The organism is Kitasatospora sp. NPDC008050, assembly GCF_042957465.1.
Taxonomy (GTDB): Bacteria; Actinomycetota; Actinomycetes; order Streptomycetales; family Streptomycetaceae; genus Kitasatospora.
Map to the genome: position 1 here is coordinate 71,835 of NZ_JBIBIJ010000011.1, position 25,889 is coordinate 97,723.

The following is a 25,889-nucleotide window of genomic DNA, read 5'->3' on the forward strand; positions in this document are numbered from 1 at the left end:
ACCCGCACATGGAAGGTCAGGTTTGCAAGTTTGCCTTTAGAAGGCTAGCCTTCTATAGGTGAACGAGATCCAGAAGTCGACCGAGCGGACCATGGCGGTCCATGAGACCGCCACCCGGCTGCGGGTGAGCGTAGGGGCTTTCAAGCGGCGCACCCAGGAGGCACTGTCCGAGGGCGACCTGAGTGTGCCGCAGTTGTCGGCGCTGGCGCGGCTGGACCGGCTCGGTCCCGCCACGACCGCGGAGCTTGCCCGGCGCGAGCAGATCACCCCGCAGGCGATGGGGGCCACGATCGCGGGCCTTGAACAGCGTGACCTGGTCGTGCGGCAGCCGGACTCCGTCGACGGGCGCCGCATGATCCTGAGCCTGACCCCCGCGGGGCAGGCCGCGATCACCTCGGGGCGCAGCGCCCTTGCGGACCGGATCGCCGGCGTGCTGGCCGAGTCGTTCACCGACGAGGAGATCGCGGCCCTCGACGCCGCCGCACGGTTGCTGGAGCGTCTCGCCGAGCTCCTGTGACCACCATGTACTGGAGAATCTGATGCCCTCGACCGGGTCCACATCTGGGTCCACCCCTGGGTCCTCGACCGAGTCCTCGACCGAGTCCTCGACCAGCGCCCCGGCGGCGATAGCCACGCCGCCCGAGCAGCCGTTCTCGTGGCGGTTCACCGCACCGCTGTTCCTCGGCTCGGCGCTCAACCCCGTCAACAGCTCGCTGATCGCCACCGCGCTGGTGCCGATCGCCCACGGTCTGGGCGTCTCGATCGGGCAGACCGCCGCACTGGTCACGGCTCTCTACCTGGCCAGCGCGATCGCGCAGCCCACGGCGGGCAAGGCCGCCGAGGTGTTCGGACCGCGTCGGGTGTTCCTGACCGGCATCGGGTTGGTCATCGTCGGCGGACTGATCGGCGGGTTCGCCCAGAACCTGCTGACGCTGCTGGTCAGCCGGGTGCTGATCGGTCTGGGCACCTCGTGTGCCTATCCGACGGCCATGCTGCTGATCCGCCGACGCGCCAAGGACGCCGGCCTGGACAGGCCCCCGGGCGGGGTACTGGGCGGTCTGCAGATCGCCGGTATCGCCACCGCCTCCCTCGGCTTGCCGCTCGGTGGTGTGCTGGTGGGCGCGCTGGGCTGGCGGGCGGTGTTCTTCGTCAACGTTCCGGTCGCCCTGGCCGCCCTGGCGGCGACGCTGCTCTGGGTATCCGCCGACGGCCCGTTGGACCGCACCCGCAGTGCCCGTGACATCGCGGCCGGCCTGGACGTGATCGGCATCGCCGGCTTCGCCGCCGCGATGATCGCGCTGCTGCTGTTCCTGTTCGGCCTGCCCACCGCGCACTGGTACCTGCTGGCCATCTCCGTGGTTGTCTGGATCGGCTTGGTGCTGTGGGAACTGCGCGCCCGAACTCCGTTCCTCGACTTCCGCCTGCTCGCCCGAAACCGGGCCCTGACCAGTACTTACCTGCGCTACGGACTCGTCCTGCTGTGCGTCTACGTCGTGCTGTACGGCGTCACGCAGTGGGCCCAGGCCGTGCGGGGCCTGTCCGAGACCGAGGCGGGGCTGCTACTGCTCCCGATGACGCTCGTCTCGGGCCTGGTGATCTCACCGATCTCGCGGCGCAACCTGGTTCGCGGCCCGGTCATCGCCGCAGCCCTGGCCTGCCTGCTCGGATCGGCCGGGGTACTCCTGTTCAGCGCGTCGGCCTGGATCGGCTGGGTCGTGGCGGTCACCCTGGTCTTCGGCATCGTCATGGGTACGGCCGCCGCCGGCAACCAGACCGCCCTGTACAGCCAGGCACCCGCCGAACTGCTCGGCACCGCCTCGGGCCTGCTGCGGACCTTCGGCTACATCGGCTCGATCGCCGCATCCGCGATCACCGGCGTCGTCTTCCACACCAGCGTCTCGGACCACGGCGTGCACCTGATCGCCTGGATCATGGTCGGCGTCAGCATCGCCCTGGTCCTGATGACCATCGCCGACCGCACTCTGCGCACCAGGCCCCCCGCCGATCGCCCGGTCCCATGAACATGGGCAATCCATGGCCGGGCGGCAGGAGCTACGGCAGGGCGCCGGTCTGGCGCAGCAGGCTCACCGCGTCGGCGACGGCCCAGTGCTCGAAGAACTGGCCGTTCCGGTAGCGGACCAGGTCCATCACCCTGAACTCGACCTGGTTGCCCGACGGTGGGATACCGAACCACGTGCCGGTGTGCCTGCCGCGGAACACCTTGTGGGTGGCCACGAGATCTCCGTCCGCGACGCAGTGCAGGACCTCGACGCGCAGGTCGGAGAAGGCCGCGTGCATGGCCACCATGGTCTCGCGCACCCCCTGGCGGTCATTGCGCTGCCCCGGCTCGACGGTGTGGTTGCGGAAGTCGGGATGAAAGAGCTCGTCGATCAGGTCGAGGCGGCCCTTCTCCTGCACCTGCTCGACGAAGTACCGCATGCGGTCCGCGGAGGACTCCTGTCCGCTCACGCCGCCACCACCTTTCTGTACAGGACGGCTCCAGCGGGCCGTGATCCGGCCCGTTCTGATAGTCCGTCGCTGCGCGGACCGCGGTCCACGAAGATGCGGAAACTGCAAAACTGTGGGCCATGGCAACCGTCTCCGTGATCCCCCAGCGCCATCAGATCGCCCGACTGCTCCCGGAGATCGGCTCCCGGCTGCGGGTGCTGCGCCAGGCCGCCGGGCTGACGCTGCACCAGGTGGCTGCGCTGACCGGCATCGGCGCCTCCACGCTCTCGCGCCTGGAAGGTGGGCAACGCCGGCCCTCACTCGACCTGCTGGTCCCGCTCGCCGCCGTCTACCGGACTCCCGTGGAGGAACTGGTCGCGGTGGTGGAGCACGTGGGCGAGCCGCCGGTCGTGCACTCGCCGCGACGGCGGCGTGGCATCGCCGCGCAACGGCTCTCCCACCACACGGGCGGAATCCAGGTGTACCGGCTCATCCTGCCCCCGCACGAGACGCCCGACCAGCGCCGCCACGAAGGCCACGCGTGGATGTGCGTCCTGGTCGGGCAGGTCCAGCTCGTCCTGGCCGATGCCCGGATCGCGCTCGGTCCCGGCGACGCGGCCGAACTGGACACCCGGACCCCCCATTGGTTCGGCGCGGCCGGCGAGGAGCCGGCCGAAGTGCTCTACCTGGCGGGCGGGGACGGACTTCGGGTGCGCCTGCAGGCCCGTGCGACGAGCCGTCCGGCCGATCCGTTCCCACCCACGAACGCGACGCCGCCGCAGCCTTCCTGACGTTGCGTGCCCGTACCGCCGGCAGCAGCCCTGCCGCCTGCCGGGATCCGGTGCATCTCGTCCTCGCCGTCAGGCGTCGACCAGGCGCCCGAACCTCTCGGCCACGCCGTCCGTGGCCGCGGTGACAGCGGTGAGATCCGAGATGTCGGCCACCCAGGGATGCATCTGCGCACCCGCCGGGCCCTGTTGGGCGGTGTGCCGGAGGGTCGCCTCGGTGCGGCCCACGAGCACCACGGTGTACCCGTCGGCGGCGAACCGGCGCGCGGTCGCGGCTCCGATGCCGGTAGCGGCACCCGTGACGACGGCCACGGGGCCATGCGGCAGCCCTATGCGGTGGGGGAGGGGGCGGCGGCGGGTCCACCGGACTCGGGGTCATGGTGGGCGACGGTGGCCGTCCAGCCCTGGTCGAGCAGGAGGCAGGCCTGGTCGATGGCGGCGGCGGGGTCGGGGTGGGAGTCGGCGAACGCGAGGATTTCCAGGGTGAACCGGGCGTAGGCGGCGCAGATGAGGTCGTCGTGCGGCCGGCCGGTCTGGTCGGCGAGAGTGCGGGCCAGGGCGTGCTCGTGGCGCAGCCACATCGCGCGGGAGTACTCGCGCAGCGCCGGGGTCTCCCGGACGAGCCGCAGGAAGTCGGCGAACCGGGGGTCCCGGGGGTGGGCCGAGCCGACGAAGCCGGTGAGGTGGGCGCGCAGCGCATGGGGGATGCTCTGGCCGGTCGGCCGGTCGGTGACCGCGCGGACCAGGGTGGCCTCGTTGCGGGCGTCCTCGTCGAAGACCAGGGCCTCTTTGCCTTGGGGGAAGTAGTTGAACAGGGTCGACACCGACACGTCGGCGCCCTCGGCGATCTCGCGGACGCCCACCTGCTCGTAGCCGCGTTCCAGGAACAGTCGCAGCGCCGTGTCGGCGATCGTCTGGCGGGTGGCGGCCTTCTTGCGTTCGCGCCGCCCGCCCGGTTCTGCGCGCTCGATCGTCTCTGCCATGTCCCAACCCTACCGGGCACGTGACAAACTTGGAACGGTTGCATATTTGGAGTCGTTGCAAAATAATGAAGCCGGTGCCCGACGGGTCCGTGGCAGAGGGCCACGGCCGTGATCCGGCACCGGCGATGGGAAGACCATGAACTCCGTAGCACCTGCCCAGGCCAGGATCAGCATCATCGGCGCCGGGCCCGGCGGGCTGACCTGCGCCCGCATCCTCCAACGGCGCGGCATCGCGGTCACCGTCCACGACCGCGACCGTGGCCCCGACGCCCGCAACCAGGGCGGCACCCTGGACCTGCACGCCGACAACGGCCAGATCGCGCTGCGCGAGGCCGGCCTGCTTGAGGAGTTCTTCGAGCTGGCCCGCCCCGAAGGGCAGGAGATGCGCCGGCTCGACCCGACCGGCACGATCACCTCCCACCAGGTCCCGGAGGCCGACGAGCTCTTCAAGCCGGAGATCGACCGTGGCCAGCTGCGCGACCTGCTGCTCGACTCCCTGCAACCGGGAACCGTGCACTGGGGACAAGCCCTCGACGCGATCAGCGGGCCCGTCGACGGGCCGCAGCAGCTGCACTTCACCGACGGCACGACCATCGAGACCGATCTGGTCATCGGCGCCGACGGGGCCTACTCCCGGGTACGCCCGGCCGTGTCCCCCGCCGTTCCCCAGTACACCGGGGTGAGCTTCCTGGAGGCACGCTTCTCCGACGTCGAGAGGCGCCACCCCGACATCGCCGACCTGGTCGGCCAGGGCAGCGCCCACGCAGCTGACGGCGACCGCGCCATGTTCGCCCAGCGCAACAGCGCCGACCACATCCGCGTCTACCTCATCCAGCGAGTCCCGGTCGACTGGATCAGCCGCAGCGGCCTGACCGCCGACGACACCGGCGGCATCCGCGCCCTGCTCCTCGACAGGTACGCCCACTGGTCGCCCCGGATGCGCCGGATGATCGCCGACAACGACGGTCCCTACGTCGAGCGCCCGATCCTCGCCCTCCCCGTCCCGCACGCCTGGGCGCACAACCCGACCGTCACCCTGCTCGGCGACGCCGCCCACCTCATGCCCCCGCTCGGCGTCGGCGTCAACCTCGCCATGCTCGACGCCTGCGAACTCGCCCTCGCCCTCGCCGACTCCGCCACCGTCGACGCCGCCGTCCGCACCTACGAGAAGGCCATGCTCCCCCGCTCCACCGAGACGGCCACGATCCTCGAAGGCGGCGCCGAGCACCTGCTGTCCGCCGACAGCCCCGACCTCGACCACGACGCGGCCGCCCAGTCCTGAGCTCCCGCCCGAGGGAAGCCCTGGGCCAGGTGGGCCGGGGGCCGGCGATTGGTCTCCTGATCCGGCTGACCTTCCTCGACGATGCCTACCGGTCCCTGTACGCGGACTGGCCACGCGCCGCCCGCGAGTGCGTCGCGGTCCTGCGGATGGAGGCCGGACGCAACCCCGACGACCGGGCGCTCATCGCCCTGGTCGGCGAAATCGGATGGTGAACACTGTTTTCTTCATTGAACAGTGTTCACGGAAGGTGTTACCGTCGAGTCATGGCCGCCAAGGGGAACGCTTCGCGCGACATCGTCTCCCGTGACCAGTGGGCGGCGCAGATCGCGGCACTGGACGGCACGCAGGGTGCGTCCCGGCCCCGCCGGACACCCATCACGGTCGGCCGGATCGTGGACGCCGCGCTCCAACTCGTCGAGGCCGAAGGGTTCGATGCTTTGACGATGCGTCGGATCGCTGCTGCGCTGCAGGCCACCCCGGGGGCGCTGTACGCGCACGTGCGCGACAAGGCGCAGCTCGACGACCTGCTGATCGGGGAGCTGTGCTCACGGGTGACGTTGCCCGCGCCGGATCCCGCGCGCTGGAGGGTGCAGGCCATCGACGTCTGCCGGCAGTTGCGTGACCAGTACCTCCGGTATCCGGGCATCTCCCGTGCCGCCTTGGAGGGAACCCCGCACAGCCTGGACGCGCTGCGGATCTTCGAAGGCCTGCTCGCGATCCTCCTGGCCGCAGGGGTGTCGCCGCAGTCCGCCGCGTGGGCCATCGACGGCGCGTTCCAGTACGTCGGTGCCTACAGCCTCGTACGGCTTCGGCGGCATCCCGGGGAGGACACCGAAGGACGCGTCGTCGACAGGGCCGAAATCATCGAGCGTTTCACGATGCTGCCCCCGGACCGCTTCCCGAACTCGGTGGCGTTTGCGCGGGAGGTGACCTCCGGCGAGGGGCACGACCGGTTCGACTTCACGCTTGAGCAGCTCCTGCGAGGACTCACCCCGCAGATCGAAGGTCACCATGAGCACCGACAGGTCACCTGAGGGATCCGTGATCGACGACGCACCAGCATGCGTCGAACGGAGAGGAATGTCATGAAGGCAGCACAGTTCAGCACATTCGGCGGGCCCGAGGTCCTGGAAATCGTGGAGCTTCCCGACCCACATCCAGGTCCTGGGCAGGTCCGGATCGTCGTGCACGCGGCCGGAATCAGTGCGACCGACTGGAAGTTGCGCAAGGGCCTGCTGAGTTTCGGTGCGGGGCTCCCGCAGACGACGGGTCGCGATGTCGCGGGTGTGGTCGACGAGGTCGGCGAGGGCGTGAGTGACGTGGCCGTCGGCGACCGGGTGTTCGGTGTCTGCGACGACGGCGCCGGGGCGGCCGAACTGGCCCTGCTGACCCACCGCGCGATCATTCCCCCCTCCCTGGGGTTCATCGATGCCGCCGCACTGCCCGTCGCACTCGAAACGGCGACCCGTAGCCTTGACGCGCTCAACGTGGCAGCCGGGAGCACGCTCTTCGTCAACGGCGCCTCCGGCGGGGTCGGCAGCACAGCCGTCCAACTCGCCGTCGCACGCGGCGCGCGCGTGATCGGCTCCGCCGGCGCCGCCAACCAGGGCTACCTGAGCTTGCTGGGCGCGGAGCCCGTGACGTACGGCGAAGGCATGGTCGAGCAGGTACGCGCTCTCGCTCCCGGCGGTGTCGATCTCGCCCTCGATGTCGCCGGAAGCGGTGTCCTGCCCCAGCTCATCGACCTCGCCGGCGGCGCGCAGAACGTGGTGACGCTCGCCGACTTCGAGGGTTCGAAGGAGCACGGCGTGCTGTTCAGCAACGGGTTCCTCGGTCACGCTTTCCACGCGCTGGCCGAGGTGGGTGAGGTGATCGCGACCGGGCGGTTCTGGCTTCCTGTCGACCGGACCTTCCCACTCGCCGAGATCGCCGAAGCGCATCGCACCAGCGAGCACGGCCGCGTGCGAGGCAGGCTGGTGCTGCTGGTCGGCTGAGCGTGGCGGCTGCTCCTGCGAGTTGCCCGCAGGGACACGGCCGGGCGAGCGGCGCGGCGTTCCGATCTCGGACGCCGCGTTTCCCGGGTGCCGTGGGACAGTCGTGATCTCCGCCGGAGCGGGCGCAAGCGAGGTCCGAGATGGTCGTCGAGCGCACGGTGGACGACGGGGCGACGATGCGCGAACTGGAGCGCATGGTTCCTCGCCACGGGTCCCTGCTGGCATGAGGGCATCGCGGCTCAGGTCCGAGACCCCCTTCTTGCGGTAGGCGATCCACGCCTTGGTGGCGTCGGTCAGCGGGGCGAGCAGGCCCGGGGCGTCCCGGTGCAGGTGAGCGAGGTCATCAGCGAACAGCACGAGGACATCCGGCGCACCGTCACCATGCTCCTGTCCCGGGCAGAGGGTCACGCCCTCGGGCAGTTCGGCGAGCAGGGGAGTGCCGGGCGCGGCGTTGACGATGGTCACGTTCGCGCCGGGCTTGATGCCGAGCTTCTCGGCGGCTGTCTTCGGCATGGTCGGTGGTTTCCTCGGGGTGGGTGGGGTGCTGCTGACCCGAGCCCGGCCTCCACGGCGTCCGGCGGGCCTGGCTCGGCTTGGCCGTATGTCCGCGGTGCGTCCGGCGTCGGTGGCCCAGCCGGGCAGTGGCTCGGCTCGGTTCAGCGCAGCGCGTCGCCGAGCCGGGTGAAGGTGTGGCCGGCCGCCAGGAGCCGTGGGACGGCGGCGGCGATGCCGGCGGCGGTGTGGCCGGCGGGCTGGTTCATGTGGGCGAGCACGATCGCGCCCGGTGGGGCGGTGGCGACCTCGCTCTCCACCTGGGCCGTGGGGTAGGTCGCGCCGGCGTCGCCGTTGACGGTGAAGCCCACCACCCGTTCCCCCAGTTCGGCCACGATCCGGGCGGCCACGTCGTCGTAGTGGGCGGTGCCCGAGCGGAAGAACCGCGGTGGGGTGCCGAGCAGTTCGGTGAGCCGGCTGTGGTTGCCGGCGACCTCGTCGAAGACCTCCCCGGCGTCGCGGGTGCCCTGGATGCCGTAGGCGGAGCGGCCGGTGACCGACAGTGGGCGGTGTCGGGTCCCGTGGTTGCCGATCTCGAACAGCGGCTGCGCGGCGAGCCGGCGGAAGGTCTCGGGATTGGCGTCGATCCAGCGGGAGTTGAGGAACAGCGTGGCGGGCACCGCGTGGTCGTGCAGGAAGTCGATCAGTGCTTGGTCGTAGCCGTCGCCGCCGGGTCCGCCGCAGGCGTCGAAGGTCAGCGCGATCTGCCCACGGCCCGGCTGGAGTTGGCCGAGCGCACCTGGCACGTCCATGCCCCAGCTGCTCGGTGTGACGCCCGCGTAGCGCGCCACCACCTGCGCCCGGTCCAGCGGGCTCGGTGCGACGGACACGGCGGGCGTGCTGGGTGCGGCGGGCGTGCCGGGTGTGCTCGACGCGGCGGGGGTGGCCCGGTCGGCGCGTGGGCTGTTGGGCGCGGTGCACCCGGCCAGCACGCCGCCGACGGCAGCGGTCAGGACCTGGCGGCGGTCCATGGGCATCCGCTCCTTCGGCGCGTCCGTGCGGTCCGGTCCGGCACCGGCCCGGGGCGGGGGCGCGGTCATACTGCCACGCCAGGGCCGGCCCGCGCCGGCGACACACCGCCGGCCGGCCCGCCGAGGTGCGCCGGGCGATCGGGCGGCGGGGCGGCTGATGGAGGCGAGGCGCGACCTGCGCCGGGTCGTGGTCGGGGTGGACGGATCAGAGGGGAGCCTGGCCGTGGACCGGACACCTACACGATGACCGTTCGGGCAGCTCGGATTGGCCCCTCGTCCACCCTTTTTGCCCTTCCCGTACGGCGGCTACTGCGGCAGATTCGCATGCTGAGGCGATGTAACGGATCTCGCTCGAAGGGATCTTCCGTGCGGCGCACCACCGAGTCCCGACAGAACACCGGCCCCGATCACTCGTTGCAGGCCAAGCCGGTCCTCCCCGTTCGCAGCCCCGGCGCGCTCCCGGTTGCCGCCATGGCCACCGGGGCCGCGCCCGGAAGCGGCAGGCCGCTTCCGGGTGCGCCGGCTGCCCTGCAACGAGTGATCGGGAACGTGGCCGTCGCCCGGATGATCGAGCGCGAGCGGAACCAGGAAGCCACCGGCCGTGACGCGGTGCGGGAGGCGGCGAGAGTGGCCGGGCGCGGCGGCAGCCGGCTGCCGGACGGTCTGCGAACGACCATGGAGCACGCCTTCGGTACCAGGCTGGACCACCTCAGGGTCTCGGTCGACGAGCGGGCCACCGCGGGCATCGACGCCAAGGCTTACACCGTTGGCGACAGCATCGTGGTCCAGAACGCGAGCGTGCTGCGCGACGTCGAGACCATGGCCCACGAGATCCACCACACCACCCAGCACGACGCCCCCCTCGGTCTCAGCGATCCCGACGACAGGTGGGAGCGCGAGGCGTCCGACGTCGGGGCCCGGGTCGCCCGCGGGGAGAGCGTCCACGACTGCGCCGCCGGCGGCGGGGACCGGCAGCACGACGCCGTCCACCGCACCGCCGTCCACCGCACCGCGGTCCAGCGCCGCGTCGGCTTCGAGTTCGAGTCGCAGTGGCGGGTACGCGATCACAACAACCTGACCGCGCAGGACGAGCAGAGGTACCAGGACGAGGTCTCCCGGCGTGACGACCTGATCGGTGTGCAGGTCCTGCTGAGAATGGCCGACCGGCGGCAGCACAGTGACCTCCTGGACGATACCGAACGAGCCAGGCCCGGCGAGGAGTTGAAGAACGCGTGGCTCACCGCCCAGCCGGCCGGCCCCGGGCAGTACCAGGCCACCGCCGAGGGCACGGCGCGGCTCGCGCGGGCGCGGCGCGATGCTCCCGACGCGTACGCGCAGCACCAGCACTTCGCCGCCCTGTCGCTGCTCCAGAACGGCCGGATCCGGGAGAGCCCCATCCCCGGCCGCGACGTCCCCAAGATGGGCACGGTCGGTGGCGGCACGGGCTACCGGCTCACCTCGGACGTCAGCCCGACCGGTGGCTCGGCCCTGGAATGGGTGACCGAGCCGCTCACGACGAAGGACGAGCTCCTCCAGGTGATGGGGGAGATCACCAGGGTGTCGAGCGCCCTGGACGCCCGCAAGGACGAGGAGTCCTTCCCGCTCCAGGACGTCGACCTCGGCGGTTTCAGGGCGCTCCCGGGGATGGTGGTGTTCCCGCTCGACGGCGTGCTGGTCTACACGCCGCAGATGACCGGTGGGTTCAAACTGGACGAGCTGCCCCGGCTGATGGAGTACCTCCAAGCGCCGGACAAGCGACCCACGTTCACCATGCCCGCCGCGTTCGACCAGCGCAAGGAGGCCAAGCAGGACCTGCACCAGGACAGCCTGCGCATGGTCGACGGCATTCGTCAGGCGGCCCAGGCGCAGGCCAAGGGCCTGTCCGAGGAGATCACCGGCGGTGCGGCCACGGATGGGCTGGTCGGTCTGGCCACCCTGATCGGCAGCTATCTGACGTACGGCGCCGAGCTGGGGAACAGGGCGAACTCGAAGTCGATCGCGGGTGGTCTGATGTCCCGCACCTCCTTCGCCCACAACTTCACGCTGCTGCCCCGCACGATGCGGATCCACTACCGCGAACACCCGGCCGAGTTCGCCGCGTTCGTCCTCGAAGCGGCCGGTCTGAGCCCGACCGACGAGCAGGCTCTGGTGTACCCCAGGAGCGTCGAGCACGGGGACGCCGGCAACCGCGTCGAGCGGCAGATCCCGCTGACCCGCCACCAGTGGCTCATGGGCATGCCGGCCGGCAAGGACCTGCTGCGCAACTACAAGCACCTGACCGAGGCGGAGAAGATCCAGGCCAACGAGGAGGACTGGAGCCACATCCACGCCTCCCTCGGCGCACTGGGCTCGGTGGACGACCGGGTCGGCACACCCGGCAGGGAGGAGGTCGCCCTGGTGGCCGAGCTGCGCCGAATGAAGGACGGCCTGCGCACCGCCGACCTGACGCCCCTGACCATCGCCGCCTTCGACCTGGTCCAGCGCCTGAACGAGGGCAGGACCCTCAAGTACGAGAAGAAGAAGCGATAACGAACGGCCCCGGCCGCGCATCCGAGCGGACCCGTGGAACAGCGGAACAGTGGAACAGCGGAAGAAGGGTGAGAACGACCGCCGCGGCGTCGCTACGGCTCCTCGGTCGGCTCCCACCCGAGGGGGTGCTCGAAGGTCTTGCGGAGAGTGGGGCGGGCGGTCAACAGCCGCACCGCATCGGCAGCCGTCACGTACGGACCGGAGGGCATCGGCGTCAACGCCATCGCGCCCGGCACCACGCTCACCGACATGCTGCGCGAGTGGGACGAGAGGCCACCCGGCACCATCGAACAGCTCAACGCCCGGACCCCGCTGCGCCGCGCCGCCGATCCGGACGGGGTTGCCCAGGCCGCCGCCTGGCTCCTCAGCGACCGCTCCTCCTACGTCACCGGCGCCGTCCTGCGGGTCGACGGCGGCCACCGCAGGGTCCTTCGTCGCCAGAGCCAGAGATCGGCCGGCACTTGAAGCTCTGCAGAAAACGAACAGTTATGGCTTCGGGCACCGCGGGCCCCTGCCGAGTTGGCAGGGGCCCGCGGTGCAGCGAGCGGAGGTGGGCCGGGAGCTGTCCGCAACGAGCAGCATCCTGGCCGGCATCGCCTACCGGCTGCTGCCGGCCCGGCGGCCCGGGCTCACCTCAGGTGCCGGTCGTAGAACCGGCTCCCCTCCTTCACCTCGAACCACGGGGTGCCGGTGTGCCCGCCCAGATTGGCGTGCAGCGTCTTCTCCTTGCTGCCGAAGGCGTCGAACAGGTCCAGGGCTCGCTGCCGGGGGTTGCCTTCATCGTCCCACTGCAGCAGGAACAGCAGCGGAACGGTGACTTGTCGGGCCTCTTCGCGCTGGGCGCGGGGCACGTAGCCCCCGGCGAAGAGGCCGGCGGCCGCGATGCGCGGCTCGGCCACCGCCAGCCGAATGCCGACGGCGGTCCACCCCGAGTACCCGACCGGGCCGGCGATCTCGGGCAGCGAAAGGAGGGCGTCCAGGGTGGTCCGCCATTCCGGGACCGCCTTTTCGACCAGTGGGCCGATGAAGGACTCGAAGATCTCGTCGACCGGCTCGCCGGCTTGCATCGCTCGGCGGAGGTCGGCGCGGGCCTGCTCGTCGGCGGCGGAACGGGGCCGGTCGCCACACCCGGCGGCGTCGATGGTGGCCACCGCGTAGCCGTACGCTGCGGTCTGACGGGCCCGGGCCACCAGCCGGGCTTCCCGCTTGGGCAGGCCGTTGTTGTGGGCCATCAGGATCAGCGGAGCCGGTGCTGATCCAGGCGTCCACAGGGTGCCGGGGATCTCGCCGAGGGTGAATTCGCGTTCGAGGACGCCGTCATCGAGGTGTTGTTCAGAGGTGAATTGCACGGTCGTGCCTTTCGGGAGAGCTCTTGAACGGCGCTCCCGGACGACCTATCGCCCGACCGTGACCCCGGAGGAGAGCACCCATGTCGTTACGTTCACGGGTACCACCTCCTCGTTCTCTCGCACGGCCTCCGGAAAGGTAGCAGTGGTCGCCGTGGTCCGCCAAACGGATTATTGCGCGGGCTCCACGGCCGGATGCCACCGAGCACCGACCTGTCGGGCGTCGTCGAGGCCGGCGCCGCGGATGTGGACGGATTCTCCGTCGGCGATGGAGTCTTCGGCCTCCTGAGTCCCGTCTCAAATGCGTGACAGGCGCTGTCAGGCCTGTGAGGACGTCCTGAGGCGGTCTGAAGAGTGCGCCGCGCAACAGCAAATGCCCGCCGGTGCATGGGCACCGGCGGGCAAAGCCGAGGGATCACTCGTCGAAGCGCTTGCCGCTCCAGCCCTCTGCGTTCACATGAGCATGCCACCAATCAGCCGGGGCGGCGTCAGAAGCACTATCCACGTTCGCGTGGTGAAGCCAGAAGGGGAACTCCTGAACCTGGTGCTCCGAACGGTCCTGAGTGGGCTCCGCCACGGGGACGTACGTCCCGTCTCCAGCCGGCCGGGCGGCGCTGTCCACGCCCGCGTTTGCGAGCGCCACACCGGTACCGAGGCTGAACAGCGCGGCTGCCGTCACGCCCACTACTGCACGCTTGATCATTATGGTCTTCCAAGGACTCGAAGGGGTCAGTGCCCGCAGTCGACCAGCAGCCAGTAGACGTTTGATTGACGCCAGCTTCGTAAGGCCCGCGACCAGGTAGCGCACGGCGTCGACCAGCTGCCGGTGGCAGTAGCCCTCCGGCTGCCCGCCGCGGCCTTCCGGCCAGGCGGGCACGGGCATCGCGTCGCGCACGACCGCCCACTCCACGTCGGTCATGTCCGAGGGGTACCTCGGACGCCTGTGCGGCCGGTCATCGGCATTCCCGAACCGGTGAGCGAGGCAATCACACGACAGAGCAGCCGAGTTGGACGGCAACGGCACGGACACGGAAGACTGCGGCACCAGGGGCCTCCTGTTGCTCGGCTGGATTCGACACCCACGAGCTGTGCGGGAGGTCCCACTTTCATGCCCAGCCGACCAGAAGACCACCCGACCGAGTCGGCAAGCTCGAACTCACGATCACCAAACTCGATAGAACAACGGCTACTGAACTTGAATGAGTGAAGTCGGTCCGTTCGCCTGACGGCGAGGGTTCGGGTCCGGTAGCTGTGGTTCTGTGAGGTACGCGCAGGGCGGCGGCTTGACCGACGCCGAGAGGGCCGCACGGGAGCGGATCCGGCTTCAGGCCGTGGTCCGCTTCGAGGGCGGGGAGAAGAACAGGGAGATCGCTGCCGCGTTGCGGGTGTCGGAGCGGTTGGTGGAACGCTGGCGGCGGCAGTGGCGAGAACGCGGTGAGTCTGGCGTCGCTTCGAAGGGATCGCCGGGTAGGCAGAGGCTGAGCGAGGCGCAAGTAGCCCGACTCGAGAAGGAGTTGGAGCGTGGTCCGCTGGTCCACGGTTGGGAGGATCAGCGCTGGACACTGGCCCGGGTGAAGACGCTTATCGGGCGGTTGTTCCACGTGGCCTACACCGTCGAGGGGACGTGGGCCCTGCTCAAGCGCCACGGCTGGTCCTGGCAGCAGCCGGCCCGTCGGGCGATCGAACGTGACGACGCGGCCGTCGAGCTCTGGAGGAAGGAGGTCTGGCCGCGGGTAAAAGCGCCGCGGCGGCTCGCGGGGCCTGGCTCGTCTTCGAGGACGAGGCCGGGCAGTCGCTGAGACCGCCGCGTGTCAGAACCTGGGGCCGCGTGGGCCGCACGCCCGTCGTACGGGTCCGGGGCAGCGGGTCCGGCAGGGTGTCGATGGCCGGGATGAGCTGCTACAAGAGGGGGCAACGCTCCCGTCTCATCTACGGGTTCCGCGTCCACCGAGGCCGCAAGGGTGAGCCCAAGGGTTTCACGTGGAAGGACTACCGCGACCTGGTCCTGCGAGCACGCACCCAGCTCGGTGGCCCGATCGTGCTCGTCTGGGACAACCTATCCGCCCACCTGATGCCACCTATGAAGGAGTTCATCGCGGCCAACCACGACTGGCTGACCGTATTCCAACTCCCCTCGTACGCACCAGACCTCAACCCTCAGGAAGGCATCTGGTCACTGGTCAAACGTGGCATCGGCAACCTCGCGGTCGCCAGCATCGACCACCTGGCCAAAGCCGTCAAACGACGCCTCAAGAAGATCCAGTACCGCCCGCACCTGATCGACGGAGCACTCACTCAGGCCGGTCTGATCATGGACGGCTGATCACGACCAGACCCGACATCACGCATTCAAATTCAGTAGTCAGTTCTACGGATGGCAGTTGCTGTCTCAGTTGATCTGGTCCGGCCCTGCCGTTTGCGATCCGCGCCGGTTCGGGAGGGGTCAGCTGAGTCGTTCCTTGAGGTGGGCGTACAGCTCGGTGACGGCGTCGTCGGCGGCGGGGGAGATGGGGAAGAGGTTGAGGAAGGTGTGGATCAGTCCGTCGTAGGTGCGGGCGAAGACGTCGACGCCGGCGTTCTTCAGTTCTTCGGCGTAGGCGTCGCCCTCGTCGCGCAGCGGGTCGTACTGGGCGGTGCCGATGATGGCGGGCGCGAGGTCGGTGAAGCTCTCGGCGCGCAGCGGGGATACCTGGTAGGAGCCGCGGACGGCGGGGTCGTCGCCTGCGTAGAGGTGTTGCAGGTCCAGGACGTCCTGGGTGCCGAGGACGTAGCCGGCGGCGTTCTCGGTGCGTGAGGGGTAGTCGCCGATGAAGTCGGTGGCGGGATAGACGAGCAGCTGGGCGGCGAGCGGGCGGTCTTCGTCGCGGAAGGTGAGGGCGACGGCGGCGGCGAGGTTTCCTCCGGCGCTGTCGCCGGCCACGGCGAGCCGGTCGCGGCGGGCGCCGTAGTCGTCGATGTGCTCGGCGACGTGGTGGGCGACAGCGAGGCAGTCGTCGTAGGCGGCGGGGAAGGGGTGCTCGGGGGCCAGGCGGTAGTCGACGGCCACGACCACGGCGTTCACGTCGCGGGACATCCGTCGGGTGACGTCGTCGTGGGTGTCTAGGTCGCCGGTGAGCCAGCCGCCGCCGTGGAAGAAGACCACGGTGGGGACGGGCCCGTCGTCTGTCGGCCGGTAGACGCGGACGGGGATCGGCCCGGCGGGTCCGGGGACGGTGGTGTTCTCCACCGAGCCGACCTCGATCGGCTCGGTCAGCTTGACGCCGGCGCCCAACTGCCGGTTCACCTCGCGCAGCACCTCGGGGTCGGTGTCGACGACGCGGGGGATGGGCTGGGCGTTGACCTGGTCGAGGATGGCGGCGATGGTCGGGTCGACGGGCATGGGAGGCACCTTTCCTTCGATGGGGTGTGGCCGGGGGCACCGGGGGCGGCTCGGGTCTTCGCATCGTGCGGTCACGGTGCGGTTGCCGCTACCGGAGGCGGGCGGGTGGGCAGCGGCTTCCCTTGCCCGCATGGGGAGGGAGGGGCTCAGGGGCGCAGGATCAGCCGGATCGGGTCGCCTTCCTTGGTGTGCAGGCGCTGGACTGCCTTGGCGGCGGCGGCCAGTGGCAGCACGTCGGTGATGGAGCGTGAGAAGTCCAGTCGGCCGCCTTCGGTCAGGGCGACCAGCTGCGGGACGGCGTTGTCCTCGGAGCCGTAGTGGCCGAGGATCTGGTGCTGGAGGTAGCTGAAGCGGGTGCCGTCGGTGACGGTCAGCGGTTTGTCGGTCAGTCCGACCAGGACCAGGCGCCCCTTGGGGGCCAGGACGGTCAGGGCCTGTTCGCGGACGGCGGTGACGCCGGCGAAGTCGAACGCGGCGTCCAGCCCCCGGTTGTCGGTGGCGGCCAGGACCTGCTCGCGCAGCTGGGGGTCGATGGGGTCCAGGGCCAGGTCGGCGCCGAAGTCCAGGGCACGCCGCCGGGCGGCCGGGACGGGGTCGACGGCGATGATGGGGTAGGCGCCGACGGTGCGCAGCAGTTGGACGGCGTGGGCGCCGAGCCCGCCGATGCCCCAGACGCCGACGGCCTGGGCGGGGCGGACCTCGGCGGTGGTGGTGATGGCTCCCCAGGGGGTGGAGACGGCGTCCGGGATGATCGCGGCCTGTTCGATGGGGAGCGTGTCGGGCAGGGCGAATAGCGTTCCGGTACTGGCCAGTGCGTACTCGGCCCAGCCGCCGTCGTAGTCGACCCCTCGGGTGAGGAGGCGGCCGTCGCGGACCTCGCCTGCCTGCAGCACGACCCGCTGCCCGGCCGTCCAGCCGGTCACGTCCGGCCCGAGTTCGGCGATCGTCCCGGCGACCTCGTGCCCGAGGGTGACGGTGTCTGCCTGCAGGTGGGTCGGCGTGAGGGTGCCGTCGATCAGGTGGACGTCGGACAGGCACACGCCGGCCGCCTCGACCTTCACCAGTACCTGCCCGGCACCGGGCACGGGCCTGGACACGTCCTCGATTGTCAGCGTGTGGGAGGGGATGTGCAGCCGCGCGGCACGCATGAGGTCCATGGCGGGTTCGTCCGTTTCGGTTGGTGGCCTGCGGGCTATCGCAAGTCGTCTTGCGTTCCAACGTACGTCCGTCGGCCGCCTATCGCAAGGCCACTTGCGATAGGCTCGGTGTCGTGACGGACGACAGAGAAGTGCCGCCGCTCAGGCGGCGCGGTGAACGGGTGCGGCAGGCCGTTCTGGCCGCCACCGTCGACCTGCTCACCTCGCAGGGTCTGGCCGCGACCACGGTGGCCTCCGTCGCCCGCGCGGCCGGTGTCCACGAGACCTCCGTCTACCGACGCTGGAAGACCCGCGAGAACCTCGTCTTCGACGCGCTGGCCACGCACTCCGATGCGGCACTCCCGACACCGGACACGGGCGACGTACGCACAGACCTGTCAGCACTGTTCACGGCGCTGGCCCGGTACCTCGCGACGCCGGCCGGCACCGCGCTGCTGCACCTCGGCACGGTGCGCGGCGAAGACGACCTGGAGGAGGGCCGGCGCTCCTACTGGCAAGCCCGCATGCACCGCGCCGAAGCCGTCGTCCGGCGTGGCATCGACCGAGGGGACCTGCCCGCGGATACCGATCCCCACCTGCTGGTCGAGGCCATCGCGGGCCCCCTTCTCGCCCGGGTACTGCTCACTGGCGAACCCTTGGAGAGCACCCTGGTGCCGCGTCTGGTCGACCTGATCCTCGACGGCGCGCGCATCTGACCCACGGCCGGGGTGACAACTCCCCGGTTCGCCGAATCCCGTGCAGGGCCTGAGGCGGGCCAGGGGGCCTCCGGAGCTGCTTCGGCGGAACACTCGCCTCGGTATTCTCAGCGCACCTGGCTTCCGCGGAATATGCGGTGGGCTGGGAGCCAATCCCGCAGATCCGTCTCGATGCGTCCGGCCCCGATCTGCTGTCCAGCCTCCGTGTGCCGAGGGATGCCCGGCGCGGTCAGCACGGATCCGGCCAGACGCCCCGTTCGGACAGGTGCAGAACGAGGGCGGCGATGTTCCAGGCGTCGTCCTCGCCGCGGTGGTGACGTCCTTCGAGCCGCCGCCCGGCGATCTCCAGGGCCTGCGCCATGCCGGGGCGTTTGCGCAGGCCGTAGGCCTCGGCGAAGGCCACCTTGGCGTTGGTGTGGTGCCGGCCGAAGGGATAGGGCGTCCGGGTGTCCTGGCACTGCCGGGTGAACTGGTTGCGGTCGTAGTCGCCCCAACTGGCCCACGGGCGGGACCCAGCGTGGTGTTCGACCGCCAGCAGCCGACACGCGTCGGCGAAGCCGGCCCCTGCGTCCACCTCGTGTTGCGTGAGGCCGGTCAACTCCGTGCAGAACTCGCTGACCGTGGACCGGACGGGACGCACCAGGATCCGATGCCGGGCGAGGCGCTCCGCGGTGGCCAGGTCGACGACGGTCAGCCCGATCTCGATGATCTCGTTGACCGCGCCCGGCGGTTGGTCGCCTGCCCAACAGGTGGCTTCGACATCCACGACGTTCAGGAGGCGCTCGGCCCGCGCGCGCGGGTCACCGCCCTCGCCCGCACCTACCTCGACTTCGCCGCACGCAACCCGGCGGTCTACGACGCCATGTTCCAGCTCGACGGCGGCCTGGCGTTCGCGCAGGAGGACACCCCGGCGCCGCTGAAGGACGGCTTCGCCGCCCTGCTGGAGAGCCTCGGTGAGGTCGCCGGGGACGGTGTCCACCCGGGACTGTTCACCGAGGTGTTCTGGGCGGCCCTGCACGGGTTGGCCACCTTGACCCGGGCGGGGCGGCTGCCGCCGGCGGAAGCCGAGCGGCGGGTGGAGCTGCTGGTGGACCGGCTCGCCGTGGTCTGACGCACCGTCCGAACGCAGGGGCGGCCGGGGTCTTGCGGCCCGGCTGCCTGCCTACGGCATCGCCGCTCAAGAGCCACCGCACTGTCCGACGCCCAGGGATCGACTCCGAGAGCGGCCGGCCACTCATGGGCCAGTGGGTGTCGGCGGGGTCTCGGAGCCGCAGGGCCTCGCAATGGTTCCCCTCGAACCCCTTCTGGGCGTCGGTCATGACCAGCAGGTAGTGGTTGGTGTCGTACCAGGAGGTGTCGATGCCACCGTCGACGTAGGCGTGGGCGTCGCCGTCGAAGACGACGAACCACGGGCGCAGCGAGGCGCCGGCACGAGGGCGGCGCGGAGCGTCGGGCGGGCCCGGTCCACGGAGCGGGCCGCAACGACCGCCGGGGTGTCGCCCAAGGGTGCGCCGAGACCCTGCCCGCGGGTGAGGGTCCGTCAGTGGTCCGGGTCCTGGTGGGCGCCGGGGACGGGTTCGGCCCGCCGGCGCGCACGGTCGTAGCGCATCGCCAACGGGCCGTAGGTCAGCCCGTGCAGAACCAGGCTCATCAGCACGGTCATCACCATCACCTGGCCCATCAGGTCCGCGGTGTGCGGGTCCTCGGGGGCCAGGCTGATGAAGGCGAGCAGGCCGAAGACGATGGAGGCCAGGCCGCGCGGCCCGAGCCAGGCGAGCAACAGCCGGTCGGCCCGGCTCAGCCCGCTGCCCACCAGGCAGAGCAGCACGGGCGCGATCCGCACCACGGTCAGGGACAGGAACGCGTAGGCCACCACCCGGGCGTCGAAGGCGCCGGTGAACGCCTGGGTGACCAACTGTCCGAAGACGAACCAGAGCGCGAGCGACAGGAGTGTCCCGATGTCCTCCAGCAGATGCGGCGCTTCGGGCGGCAGCGCCCGGGAGGCCGGGGTGAAGAACAGGCCGGCCACGAATGCGGCGACGAAGCCGTTGCCGTGCAGCTCGATGGCCAGGGCGTACGCCATCAGCGGGAGTGCGACGATCCCCAGGCGCAGCGCGGCCGCCCGGGTCCACTCGGCCAGCCAGGCGCGGCGCAGCAGCCAGCCGCCGGGCTTGCCGACCAGGGCGCCCGCGACCACCGCCCACAGCAGCGCGTCGAGGGCGTCGCCGAGGTCGTCCGAGGGGGTGTGCGCCGCAGCGTGTGCGACGCCGCCGTGCGCCTCGAAGCCCGCGAGGCACAGCAGGAAGAGCGGGGCGACGATCCCGTCGTTCAGTCCGCTTTCGACGGTGAGCACCCCGCGCAGCCAGGAGGGCAGCCGGACGTCGCGGATCAGCTCGACCGCGGGGGCCAGGTCGATGGGCACGGTCACCGCGGCGAACAGCGCGGCCAGCCACCAGTTGGGCGTGGGGAAGAGCAGGGCGCCCGCCAGCACGGCGACACCGAAGGTGAGCGGCAGGGCGAGGACCAGCAGTCGTACCAGCAGAGCCCGTTGGCGGTGCATCAGCTGGCCCGGCACCGCGGTGGCGTCGACGAAGAGGAGGACGGCGAGGATGATCTCGACTGCGTGCTCGGCGTCCGAGGTGGTCAGCATGATCCGTACCAGCGGATGTGGTCCCACGGTCAGCGCCACGCCCGCGGCCGTCATCGCGACCGGCGCCGTGACGCTCCACCGGGTCAGCCGGCCGGCCACCAGGGACCAGGCGAACAGCGTGCCCATGCTGACGACCAGCGCGATCACGGATGCACCTGTCTTCCCTGGTTCGTGATCATGACGGCGGCACAGCCGTCATGATCATAGGGCGCGCCGCCGCACCGGACGCGGGCTGCGCCGTTCCCGCGTGTCCTGGCGGGGCGCGCGAGGCGCGCGAGGCGCGGGGCACCGGGCAGCACCGAGCCTCGCCTGGACGGGTGCGCCCTGGTCGGTCAGGAGTCGTGTGAGGCCAGGTCCAGCACGACGATGTCGTTCTCGTGCAGACTGCCCGCCACGACGGTCCCGTTGTGCTCGGCGACGCTGGTCACGAGTCCGTAGGATCCGTCGCTCGCCCGCAGGTCGTGGACGAGGCGGCCGTCGAGATCGAAGGCCATCACCTGGGCCTGGGCCGTCGGCTTGGGGCGGACGACGTCGGGGAGGTTCCACAGCAGGATCCGCCAGAGTCCCGCAAGCGGCAGCAGCTTGTCGAGCAGGGCGTTGCGCGGGGCTGCGATCGAGACCCACAGGAGGCCGTCGCTGCCCAGGCTCACGTTGTCCGGGAGCCCGGGCAGGTTGTCGGCGAACGGCTCCACGGTTGCGGCCCGGGGGCCGGTGAGCCAGTACCGGCGCACCCGGTATCCGCCGGTCTCGGCGACCAGCAGGTGCGAGGCGTCGGGAGCGAGCACGAGACCGTTGGCGCTGGATACTCCGGAGCGTGTGCAGCAGTTTGCGACGCTGGTCCGGAGTCAGGGTGACGGCGACGGTACGCGCGGAGTCGTCGAGGTAGATGTCGGGCAGGTCAGACACCGGCCTCCTCCCACTCGGAGAAGATCTCGCCGATCGGGGTGCCAGGACGATCGCCGGCGCTGCGCAGTGCGTCGCCGATTTCGGGGATCGCCCGCAGGCGCAGGACGTGCTGCCAAGCCTCCAGATACCGGTCGATCTCGTGCAGCGGCACGTCCTCGACCTCGCTGTTGAAAACCCGCAGGTCGCCGTCGGGGAGGACCGCCCGGAACTCCCTGATGGTCTCCGGGAGCCGGCTCTGCGGCGCATGGTGCTCGATCGGCCGTGCGGTCATGGCGAAGTCCGTTCGCTGCGGCGATGGCGGCTACTCCCTGTCGGGAGGTGCCTACGCTACCCAGTAGTAAGGCCTGCGCAGGCGCTGTCGGCCGACCTGTCCCGTCACGCCCTGCCCGAAAAGCACATCCCCCTCCGGCCGACCGGAGGAGTGGGGCCGTCTCGGCCCTCGTCGGCACGCCCAGGCCTCGCAGGAGCATCCTGGAGGTAGCCCGGTCGGCGGCGACCTGCCGACGGCGAGTTCGGCACACGGAGGATGCGGTGAGCACTCCAGAAGAGCCAGAGAGACCGCCTGAGGCGGTTCCGGTCCCCGAGCGTGACGCGGACCGTGCCGGCTCACGCGAGTGGGCAGGCTCGGGGATGGAGCCGGCCCCGGGGCAGGGGCGGCGTGCGGCTCTGCGTCGATGGCTGGTCGATCACCTCGCTGAGACGCTCATTGGCCTCGTCTGCCTCATTGTGGGGATCCTCGCTCTGCTGCTGGCCATCAGCAGCTTGTAGCCAGGTACCGCTCTTCACGCGGGCGCGGTGTGTCCGACGGGTGAATCGGCGCGGTGCACATGGGGCTTGGCGAAGTGACTGGCCGTCACTTCGTAGCGGGGCCGTCGACGGCGAGGGGCTCGGCGGTGGCAGCTTCGGGACGGAGCGGCGTTCCGTTGGTCCGCAGGACGTTCCTGACCTCCAGGATGAGCGGGAACACCTCGTGGTTCCGGTCCTCGCCCTGTTCGTCCCAGGCCAGTTGCTCGGCTTCGACCGCCATCCGGTCCTGGGCGAACACCCTCTCGGTGAAGCGCCGGATGAGCGGCCATGCCAGGTGGATGAGCCCGGGAACCGGCGGCTTGGCGATCATCAGCAGTCCGTAGGCGTGGCAGGTGCGCTGCTCGGCATCCTGGGGGACGTAGGCCGTCCAGAGGGAGAACGCCGGCAGCTCGGCGCCGGTGGGGACGTCCTGCAGGGTCTGATAGGGGTACTCGGTGCGGATGGTGACCACGTCGGGTGTCTGCCGTCCGCCGCGCCCTTCGGCGGAGAGCAGACCGGCGCCGCGGTCCTTCCTGCCCCCGGCGGGGACGAACAGGTAGCGCGCCTCGACGAACCGCGGCCCGCTCTCGTATCCCAGCAGCTCCGGCTGGATCCTGCCCAACACGCTGCGGTGCAGGAACTGGTGGTTCATGTCCAACAAGTTCTCGTGCATGAACGAGTAGTGGCACCGCACCGTGCGGGAGAACGTCATCGTCCGGTGCGTGGCCGCGCCGAACTGCGGCAACTCCGGGAACGGCGCCGCGGCGGCCATCTCCGGGTTGCCGGGAAAGACGAAGACCAGGCCGTACGCCTCGCGCACCGGGTACGAGCGCACGCCGCGCGGGGGCCGCTCACAGCCCTTGGGCAGGTACGGGATCTGCGAGATGTGGCCGTTGCCGCGGTAGGCCCAGGCGTGGTAGCAGCAGCGAAGCGTCTCCTCTTCCACGACGCCCATGCTCAGCGGTACCTGGCGGTGCGCGCAGCGGTCCTCCAGGGCGTAGACCTTCCCGCTGCGGCCGCGGTAGAGCGCGATCCGCTCCCCGGCGAAGACGGCGGCGAAGGTGCCCTCCCTGCGCACCGTCGAGGAGACGGCCACCGGGTACCAGAAGTCGGGGGCGATCCCGACGCGCCGCAGATCCGTGGTGGTCTCGCGACACGCGTCCACCGGTACCGGGGCATCGTCCGCCACCGCACCAGCGATGGGCCGGTCGTTTCCGGGTCCGAACTCGATCACGGGTGCTCCCTCGTCAGGCACTGGAAGGAGACGGCGATGACGGCGGGTCCTCCGCTCGCGCGTCCCGCGGCCGCCTTCCCCCGGTCCGGCCGCTGTCGGGGGCGGTCGACGAGAGGGGGCGGACGCCAGTGGGTCGGATCGATGGGCAGTCCCGGGCCGAGGGCGACTGCCGACCGCAACGGCACTTCACGGTCACACGGCTACGGCTGACACGGCAAACGCACCTGCGCCGACGGGGCGGCGGCCGAGCGCGGCGGCCGGAGGCGCCGGAGGCGATGTCGGCGGGTGCGGCCGCTGTGCCGGACGGCTGTGCCGGGCGGCGTTGCCGAGTGGGTCGACGGATGCCCGACCCGTTCGTGCGGACAGAACGGCCACGGCCTACCTATGACTGACTGATTCGGCCGTCGTGCTTCCCGCCTACCGTCGTGACCAGCAAGAACGAGCGCGCAACAAGCCGACGGGAGAGCCGGGACGACCGGCCTCCAGCAGCTGGGCCGACGACCCGGAGCCGGCGACCGCTCACACCCAGGCATCGTCATTGAAGGAGTCCCCATGGCCACCACCCTGTCCCACCCCCTGCCACGCGTCGACGCCCCCGCGCCGGTCCCGCGTGGTCTGCTTCCCGTGGTGCTCACCGCCACCTTCATGACCACCCTGGACTTCTTCATCGTCAACGTGGCCATACCGTCGCTCCAGACCGGCCTGCGGGCCGGCCCCACCGCCGTCCAATGGGTGGTGGCCGGTTTCGGCCTGGCCCTGGCGGCCGGCCTGATCACCGCCGGTCGGCTCGGCGACCGGTTCGGGCGGCGCCGGATGTTCGCCCTGGGCCTGCTGCTCTTCACCGTCACCTCGGCCGCCTGCGGCCTGGCCCCGAGCGCCGGGGTGCTGGTCGGCGCCCGGGTGGCGCAGGGACTGGCCGCCGCGCTGACCGGACCCCAGGTGCTGGCCATCCTGCGCACCGCCTACAGCGGCCCGGCGCAGGCCAGGGCGTTCGGCTCCTACGCCATGACCATGGGCATCGGCGCGGTCCTCGGACAGTTGATCGGCGGTCTGCTGATCCAGGCCGACCTCTTCGGGCTCGGTTGGCGCAGTTGCTTCCTGATCAACGTGCCGGTGGGCCTGGTCACGCTGGTGGCGGTGCGGCGTTGCGTCCCCGAGTCCCGTGCCCCGCAGAAGCAGCGACTCGACCTGCCGGGCACCGTGCTGGTCGCCGCCGCCGTCACCGCCCTGGTACTGCCGTTGATCCAGGGCCAGGCGCAGGGCTGGCCGCTGTGGACGTGGGTCTGCCTGGCCGGCTCGGTGCTGCTGTTCGCCGCCTTCGCGGTGCACCAGTGCCGCTTCGCCACCGACCCGGTGGTCGACTTCACGCTGCTGCGGGACCGCGCGACCGGCCTGGGCCTGTTGGGCCAGCTGGTCTTCAACCTCGGGCAGGGTTCGTTCTTCCTGGTGCTGGCCGTCTTCCTGCAGCAGGGCCACGGCCTGGACGCCCTCGACTCCGGGCTGCTGTTCATGGCGATCGGCGGCGGCTACCTGAGCACCTCCGTCGTGGCGCCGCGGGTCGCGGTGCGGCTGGGCCGCCAGGTGAACGCGCTCGGCGCGGTGGTGATCGCCGCGGGCCTCGGCCTGATGGCACTGACCGTGACCGAGACCGGCACCTCGGGCAGCGTCTGGTGGCTCGCGCCGGGCCTGTTCGTCGACGGCCTCGGCATGGGTCTGGTGATGGGCCCGCTGACCGCCACGGTGCTCACCGGGGTGCGCCCGCAGCTGGTCGGCTCGGCGGCCGGGGTGCTCGCCACCGTCCAGCAGGTCGGCGGTGCCCTCGGGATCGCGCTGCTCGGCAACCTCTTCTACGGCAGCCTGGCGCACGGCTTCGGCCACGCCTTCACGCTCAGCCTGCTGGCCCTGGTGGCGCTCGAACTGCTGCTGGCCCTGCTGGTCCAGGGGCTGCCGGGCGGCGACCGGAAGGTGAGCGGCTGAGCCCTCGCCGACCGGCCCGAGGGCTCCTGCACCAGGGGGCGGACGGGGAGCGAGACGAACGAAGGGCCCGCCCGGGAGCAGCGCTTCCGGGCGGGCCCACGTGTCCCCGGGATCGGCCCGACCCTCCCCGGGGCCACCCGATCGGGTGAGGAGTCCGCAGCCGACCGTGGGGCAGGATCCAGATGACCAACGTCAGTTGGACGTCGTGACCG

At 70.9% G+C, this 25,889-nt stretch carries 25 protein-coding genes and 2 pseudogenes; 14 read left to right on the forward strand and 13 right to left on the reverse strand.

What is annotated here, in order from left to right:
- The first annotated feature begins 58 nt into the window (after positions 1 to 58).
- The gene (locus ACFZB9_RS22175; protein WP_391449621.1) at positions 59 to 517 is read left to right on the forward strand and encodes a MarR family winged helix-turn-helix transcriptional regulator; all 459 of its coding nucleotides are present in this window, start codon (positions 59 to 61) and stop codon (positions 515 to 517) included.
- 22 nt (positions 518 to 539) lie between these two features.
- Complete coding sequence (locus ACFZB9_RS22180) at positions 540 to 2,021, forward strand: MFS transporter (RefSeq protein ID WP_391449623.1); 1,482 nt, start codon at positions 540 to 542, stop codon at positions 2,019 to 2,021.
- Between the two features lie 31 nt (positions 2,022 to 2,052).
- On the opposite strand, the gene ACFZB9_RS22185 is transcribed toward ACFZB9_RS22180, so the two are convergent.
- Positions 2,053 to 2,469 carry an ester cyclase gene (locus tag ACFZB9_RS22185; protein WP_391449625.1) on the reverse strand — a complete coding sequence of 139 codons (417 nt, stop codon included), beginning with the start codon at positions 2,467 to 2,469 and terminating at the stop codon, positions 2,053 to 2,055.
- Between the two features lie 119 nt (positions 2,470 to 2,588).
- On the opposite strand from ACFZB9_RS22185, the gene ACFZB9_RS22190 reads away from it, so the two are divergent.
- On the forward strand, positions 2,589 to 3,239 hold the full coding sequence (locus ACFZB9_RS22190) for a helix-turn-helix domain-containing protein (RefSeq protein ID WP_391449626.1): 651 nt from the start codon (positions 2,589 to 2,591) through the stop codon (positions 3,237 to 3,239).
- 69 nt (positions 3,240 to 3,308) lie between these two features.
- Here ACFZB9_RS22190 and ACFZB9_RS22195 read toward each other — a convergent pair whose 3' ends face one another.
- Both ACFZB9_RS22195 and ACFZB9_RS22200 read right to left on the reverse strand, forming a co-directional pair.
- Complete coding sequence (locus ACFZB9_RS22195) at positions 3,309 to 3,548, reverse strand: SDR family NAD(P)-dependent oxidoreductase (RefSeq protein WP_391449628.1); 240 nt, start codon at positions 3,546 to 3,548, stop codon at positions 3,309 to 3,311.
- A gap of 17 nt (positions 3,549 to 3,565) precedes the next feature.
- Positions 3,566 to 4,219: a TetR/AcrR family transcriptional regulator gene (locus tag ACFZB9_RS22200; protein WP_391449630.1), complete on the reverse strand. Its 654-nt coding sequence runs from the start codon at positions 4,217 to 4,219 to the stop codon at positions 3,566 to 3,568.
- A 136-nt stretch (positions 4,220 to 4,355) separates the two neighbouring features.
- Here ACFZB9_RS22200 and ACFZB9_RS22205 point away from each other — a divergent pair, with 136 nt between their 5' ends.
- From ACFZB9_RS22205 to ACFZB9_RS22220, 4 genes are read left to right on the forward strand one after another with little or no spacing between them, the layout of a single operon-like run.
- Positions 4,356 to 5,501, forward strand: a complete 1,146-nt coding sequence (locus ACFZB9_RS22205) for an FAD-dependent oxidoreductase (RefSeq protein ID WP_391449631.1) — start codon at positions 4,356 to 4,358, stop codon at positions 5,499 to 5,501.
- 29 nt (positions 5,502 to 5,530) lie between these two features.
- The gene (locus ACFZB9_RS22210; RefSeq protein WP_391449633.1) at positions 5,531 to 5,713 is read left to right on the forward strand and encodes a hypothetical protein; all 183 of its coding nucleotides are present in this window, start codon (positions 5,531 to 5,533) and stop codon (positions 5,711 to 5,713) included.
- Positions 5,714 to 5,764: 51 nt separating this feature from the next.
- Positions 5,765 to 6,535: a TetR/AcrR family transcriptional regulator gene (locus ACFZB9_RS22215; protein ID WP_391449634.1), complete on the forward strand. Its 771-nt coding sequence runs from the start codon at positions 5,765 to 5,767 to the stop codon at positions 6,533 to 6,535.
- Positions 6,536 to 6,586: 51 nt separating this feature from the next.
- Entirely contained in the window at positions 6,587 to 7,495 is a 909-nt protein-coding gene (locus tag ACFZB9_RS22220; RefSeq protein ID WP_391449636.1) for an NADP-dependent oxidoreductase, read from the forward strand.
- Between the two features lie 656 nt (positions 7,496 to 8,151).
- Here ACFZB9_RS22220 and ACFZB9_RS22225 read toward each other — a convergent pair.
- Positions 8,152 to 9,018, reverse strand: a complete 867-nt coding sequence (locus ACFZB9_RS22225; protein ID WP_391449639.1) for a polysaccharide deacetylase family protein — start codon at positions 9,016 to 9,018, stop codon at positions 8,152 to 8,154.
- Between the two features lie 537 nt (positions 9,019 to 9,555).
- Here ACFZB9_RS22225 and ACFZB9_RS22230 point away from each other — a divergent pair.
- Positions 9,556 to 11,547 (forward strand): DUF4157 domain-containing protein, encoded by a 1,992-nt coding sequence (locus ACFZB9_RS22230; protein WP_391449640.1) that lies wholly within the window; start codon positions 9,556 to 9,558, stop codon positions 11,545 to 11,547.
- A gap of 153 nt (positions 11,548 to 11,700) precedes the next feature.
- Positions 11,701 to 12,012 (forward strand): annotated as a pseudogene (locus tag ACFZB9_RS22235) (SDR family oxidoreductase); the annotation flags it as partial.
- A 164-nt stretch (positions 12,013 to 12,176) separates the two neighbouring features.
- On the opposite strand, the gene ACFZB9_RS22240 reads toward ACFZB9_RS22235, so the two are convergent.
- Both ACFZB9_RS22240 and ACFZB9_RS22245 read right to left on the reverse strand, forming a co-directional pair.
- Positions 12,177 to 12,896: a dienelactone hydrolase family protein gene (locus tag ACFZB9_RS22240; protein ID WP_391449642.1), complete on the reverse strand. Its 720-nt coding sequence runs from the start codon at positions 12,894 to 12,896 to the stop codon at positions 12,177 to 12,179.
- A 412-nt stretch (positions 12,897 to 13,308) separates the two neighbouring features.
- The gene (locus ACFZB9_RS22245) at positions 13,309 to 13,812 is read right to left on the reverse strand and encodes a hypothetical protein (RefSeq protein ID WP_391449643.1); all 504 of its coding nucleotides are present in this window, start codon (positions 13,810 to 13,812) and stop codon (positions 13,309 to 13,311) included.
- A gap of 340 nt (positions 13,813 to 14,152) precedes the next feature.
- On the opposite strand from ACFZB9_RS22245, the gene ACFZB9_RS22250 reads away from it, so the two are divergent.
- On the forward strand, positions 14,153 to 14,692 hold the full coding sequence (locus ACFZB9_RS22250) for a winged helix-turn-helix domain-containing protein (RefSeq protein ID WP_391449645.1): 540 nt from the start codon (positions 14,153 to 14,155) through the stop codon (positions 14,690 to 14,692).
- Positions 14,689 to 15,216, forward strand: coding sequence for a transposase (locus tag ACFZB9_RS22255; RefSeq protein ID WP_391449963.1), 528 nt, complete (start codon positions 14,689 to 14,691; stop codon positions 15,214 to 15,216). Before ACFZB9_RS22250 ends, ACFZB9_RS22255 begins: the two co-directional genes overlap by 4 nt.
- Before the next feature lie 120 nt (positions 15,217 to 15,336).
- Here ACFZB9_RS22255 and ACFZB9_RS22260 read toward each other — a convergent pair whose 3' ends face one another.
- Complete coding sequence (locus tag ACFZB9_RS22260) at positions 15,337 to 16,272, reverse strand: alpha/beta hydrolase (RefSeq protein ID WP_391449646.1); 936 nt, start codon at positions 16,270 to 16,272, stop codon at positions 15,337 to 15,339.
- Between the two features lie 146 nt (positions 16,273 to 16,418).
- The gene (locus ACFZB9_RS22265) at positions 16,419 to 17,429 is read right to left on the reverse strand and encodes a zinc-binding dehydrogenase (protein ID WP_391449648.1); all 1,011 of its coding nucleotides are present in this window, start codon (positions 17,427 to 17,429) and stop codon (positions 16,419 to 16,421) included.
- Positions 17,430 to 17,542: 113 nt separating this feature from the next.
- Here ACFZB9_RS22265 and ACFZB9_RS22270 point away from each other — a divergent pair, with 113 nt between their 5' ends.
- Positions 17,543 to 18,124: a TetR/AcrR family transcriptional regulator gene (locus ACFZB9_RS22270; protein WP_391449650.1), complete on the forward strand. Its 582-nt coding sequence runs from the start codon at positions 17,543 to 17,545 to the stop codon at positions 18,122 to 18,124.
- A 229-nt stretch (positions 18,125 to 18,353) separates the two neighbouring features.
- Here the strand turns inward: ACFZB9_RS22270 and ACFZB9_RS22275 are convergent, their stop codons facing one another.
- Complete coding sequence (locus ACFZB9_RS22275; protein ID WP_391449652.1) at positions 18,354 to 18,890, reverse strand: exonuclease domain-containing protein; 537 nt, start codon at positions 18,888 to 18,890, stop codon at positions 18,354 to 18,356.
- 18 nt (positions 18,891 to 18,908) lie between these two features.
- Between ACFZB9_RS22275 and ACFZB9_RS22280 the strand changes: the two are divergent.
- Positions 18,909 to 19,235: pseudogene (locus ACFZB9_RS22280) on the forward strand (TetR-like C-terminal domain-containing protein); the annotation flags it as partial.
- A gap of 429 nt (positions 19,236 to 19,664) precedes the next feature.
- Here ACFZB9_RS22280 and ACFZB9_RS22285 read toward each other — a convergent pair.
- The 4 genes from ACFZB9_RS22285 to ACFZB9_RS22300 form a co-directional block, all read right to left on the reverse strand.
- Positions 19,665 to 20,921, reverse strand: a complete 1,257-nt coding sequence (locus ACFZB9_RS22285; protein ID WP_391449653.1) for a cation:proton antiporter — start codon at positions 20,919 to 20,921, stop codon at positions 19,665 to 19,667.
- A gap of 185 nt (positions 20,922 to 21,106) precedes the next feature.
- Positions 21,107 to 21,559, reverse strand: coding sequence for a hypothetical protein (locus tag ACFZB9_RS22290; RefSeq protein ID WP_391449654.1), 453 nt, complete (start codon positions 21,557 to 21,559; stop codon positions 21,107 to 21,109).
- A 113-nt stretch (positions 21,560 to 21,672) separates the two neighbouring features.
- Positions 21,673 to 21,951 carry a hypothetical protein gene (locus ACFZB9_RS22295; protein ID WP_391449656.1) on the reverse strand — a complete coding sequence of 93 codons (279 nt, stop codon included), beginning with the start codon at positions 21,949 to 21,951 and terminating at the stop codon, positions 21,673 to 21,675.
- A 582-nt stretch (positions 21,952 to 22,533) separates the two neighbouring features.
- Positions 22,534 to 23,655, reverse strand: coding sequence for a Rieske 2Fe-2S domain-containing protein (locus ACFZB9_RS22300; RefSeq protein WP_391449964.1), 1,122 nt, complete (start codon positions 23,653 to 23,655; stop codon positions 22,534 to 22,536).
- 597 nt (positions 23,656 to 24,252) lie between these two features.
- On the opposite strand from ACFZB9_RS22300, the gene ACFZB9_RS22305 reads away from it, so the two are divergent.
- The gene (locus ACFZB9_RS22305) at positions 24,253 to 25,677 is read left to right on the forward strand and encodes an MFS transporter (RefSeq protein WP_391449658.1); all 1,425 of its coding nucleotides are present in this window, start codon (positions 24,253 to 24,255) and stop codon (positions 25,675 to 25,677) included.
- Positions 25,678 to 25,889: the final 212 nt, after the last annotated feature.

Bases quoted from the DNA above. Each gene is read 5' to 3' on its own strand.
- ACFZB9_RS22180 (WP_391449623.1), top strand. From the start codon at position 540: ATGCCCTCGACCGGGTCCACATCTGGGTCCACCCCTGGGTCCTCGACC.
- ACFZB9_RS22190 (WP_391449626.1), top strand. From the start codon at position 2,589: ATGGCAACCGTCTCCGTGATCCCCCAGCGCCATCAGATCGCCCGACTG.
- ACFZB9_RS22200 (WP_391449630.1), bottom strand. From the start codon at position 4,219: ATGGCAGAGACGATCGAGCGCGCAGAACCGGGCGGGCGGCGCGAACGC.
- ACFZB9_RS22205 (WP_391449631.1), top strand. From the start codon at position 4,356: ATGAACTCCGTAGCACCTGCCCAGGCCAGGATCAGCATCATCGGCGCC.
- ACFZB9_RS22215 (WP_391449634.1), top strand. From the start codon at position 5,765: ATGGCCGCCAAGGGGAACGCTTCGCGCGACATCGTCTCCCGTGACCAG.
- ACFZB9_RS22220 (WP_391449636.1), top strand. From the start codon at position 6,587: ATGAAGGCAGCACAGTTCAGCACATTCGGCGGGCCCGAGGTCCTGGAA.
- ACFZB9_RS22225 (WP_391449639.1), bottom strand. From the start codon at position 9,018: ATGGACCGCCGCCAGGTCCTGACCGCTGCCGTCGGCGGCGTGCTGGCC.
- ACFZB9_RS22245 (WP_391449643.1), bottom strand. From the start codon at position 13,812: ATGACCGACGTGGAGTGGGCGGTCGTGCGCGACGCGATGCCCGTGCCC.
- ACFZB9_RS22260 (WP_391449646.1), bottom strand. From the start codon at position 16,272: ATGCCCGTCGACCCGACCATCGCCGCCATCCTCGACCAGGTCAACGCC.
- ACFZB9_RS22265 (WP_391449648.1), bottom strand. From the start codon at position 17,429: ATGGACCTCATGCGTGCCGCGCGGCTGCACATCCCCTCCCACACGCTG.
- ACFZB9_RS22295 (WP_391449656.1), bottom strand. From the start codon at position 21,951: ATGACCGCACGGCCGATCGAGCACCATGCGCCGCAGAGCCGGCTCCCG.
- ACFZB9_RS22305 (WP_391449658.1), top strand. From the start codon at position 24,253: ATGGCCACCACCCTGTCCCACCCCCTGCCACGCGTCGACGCCCCCGCG.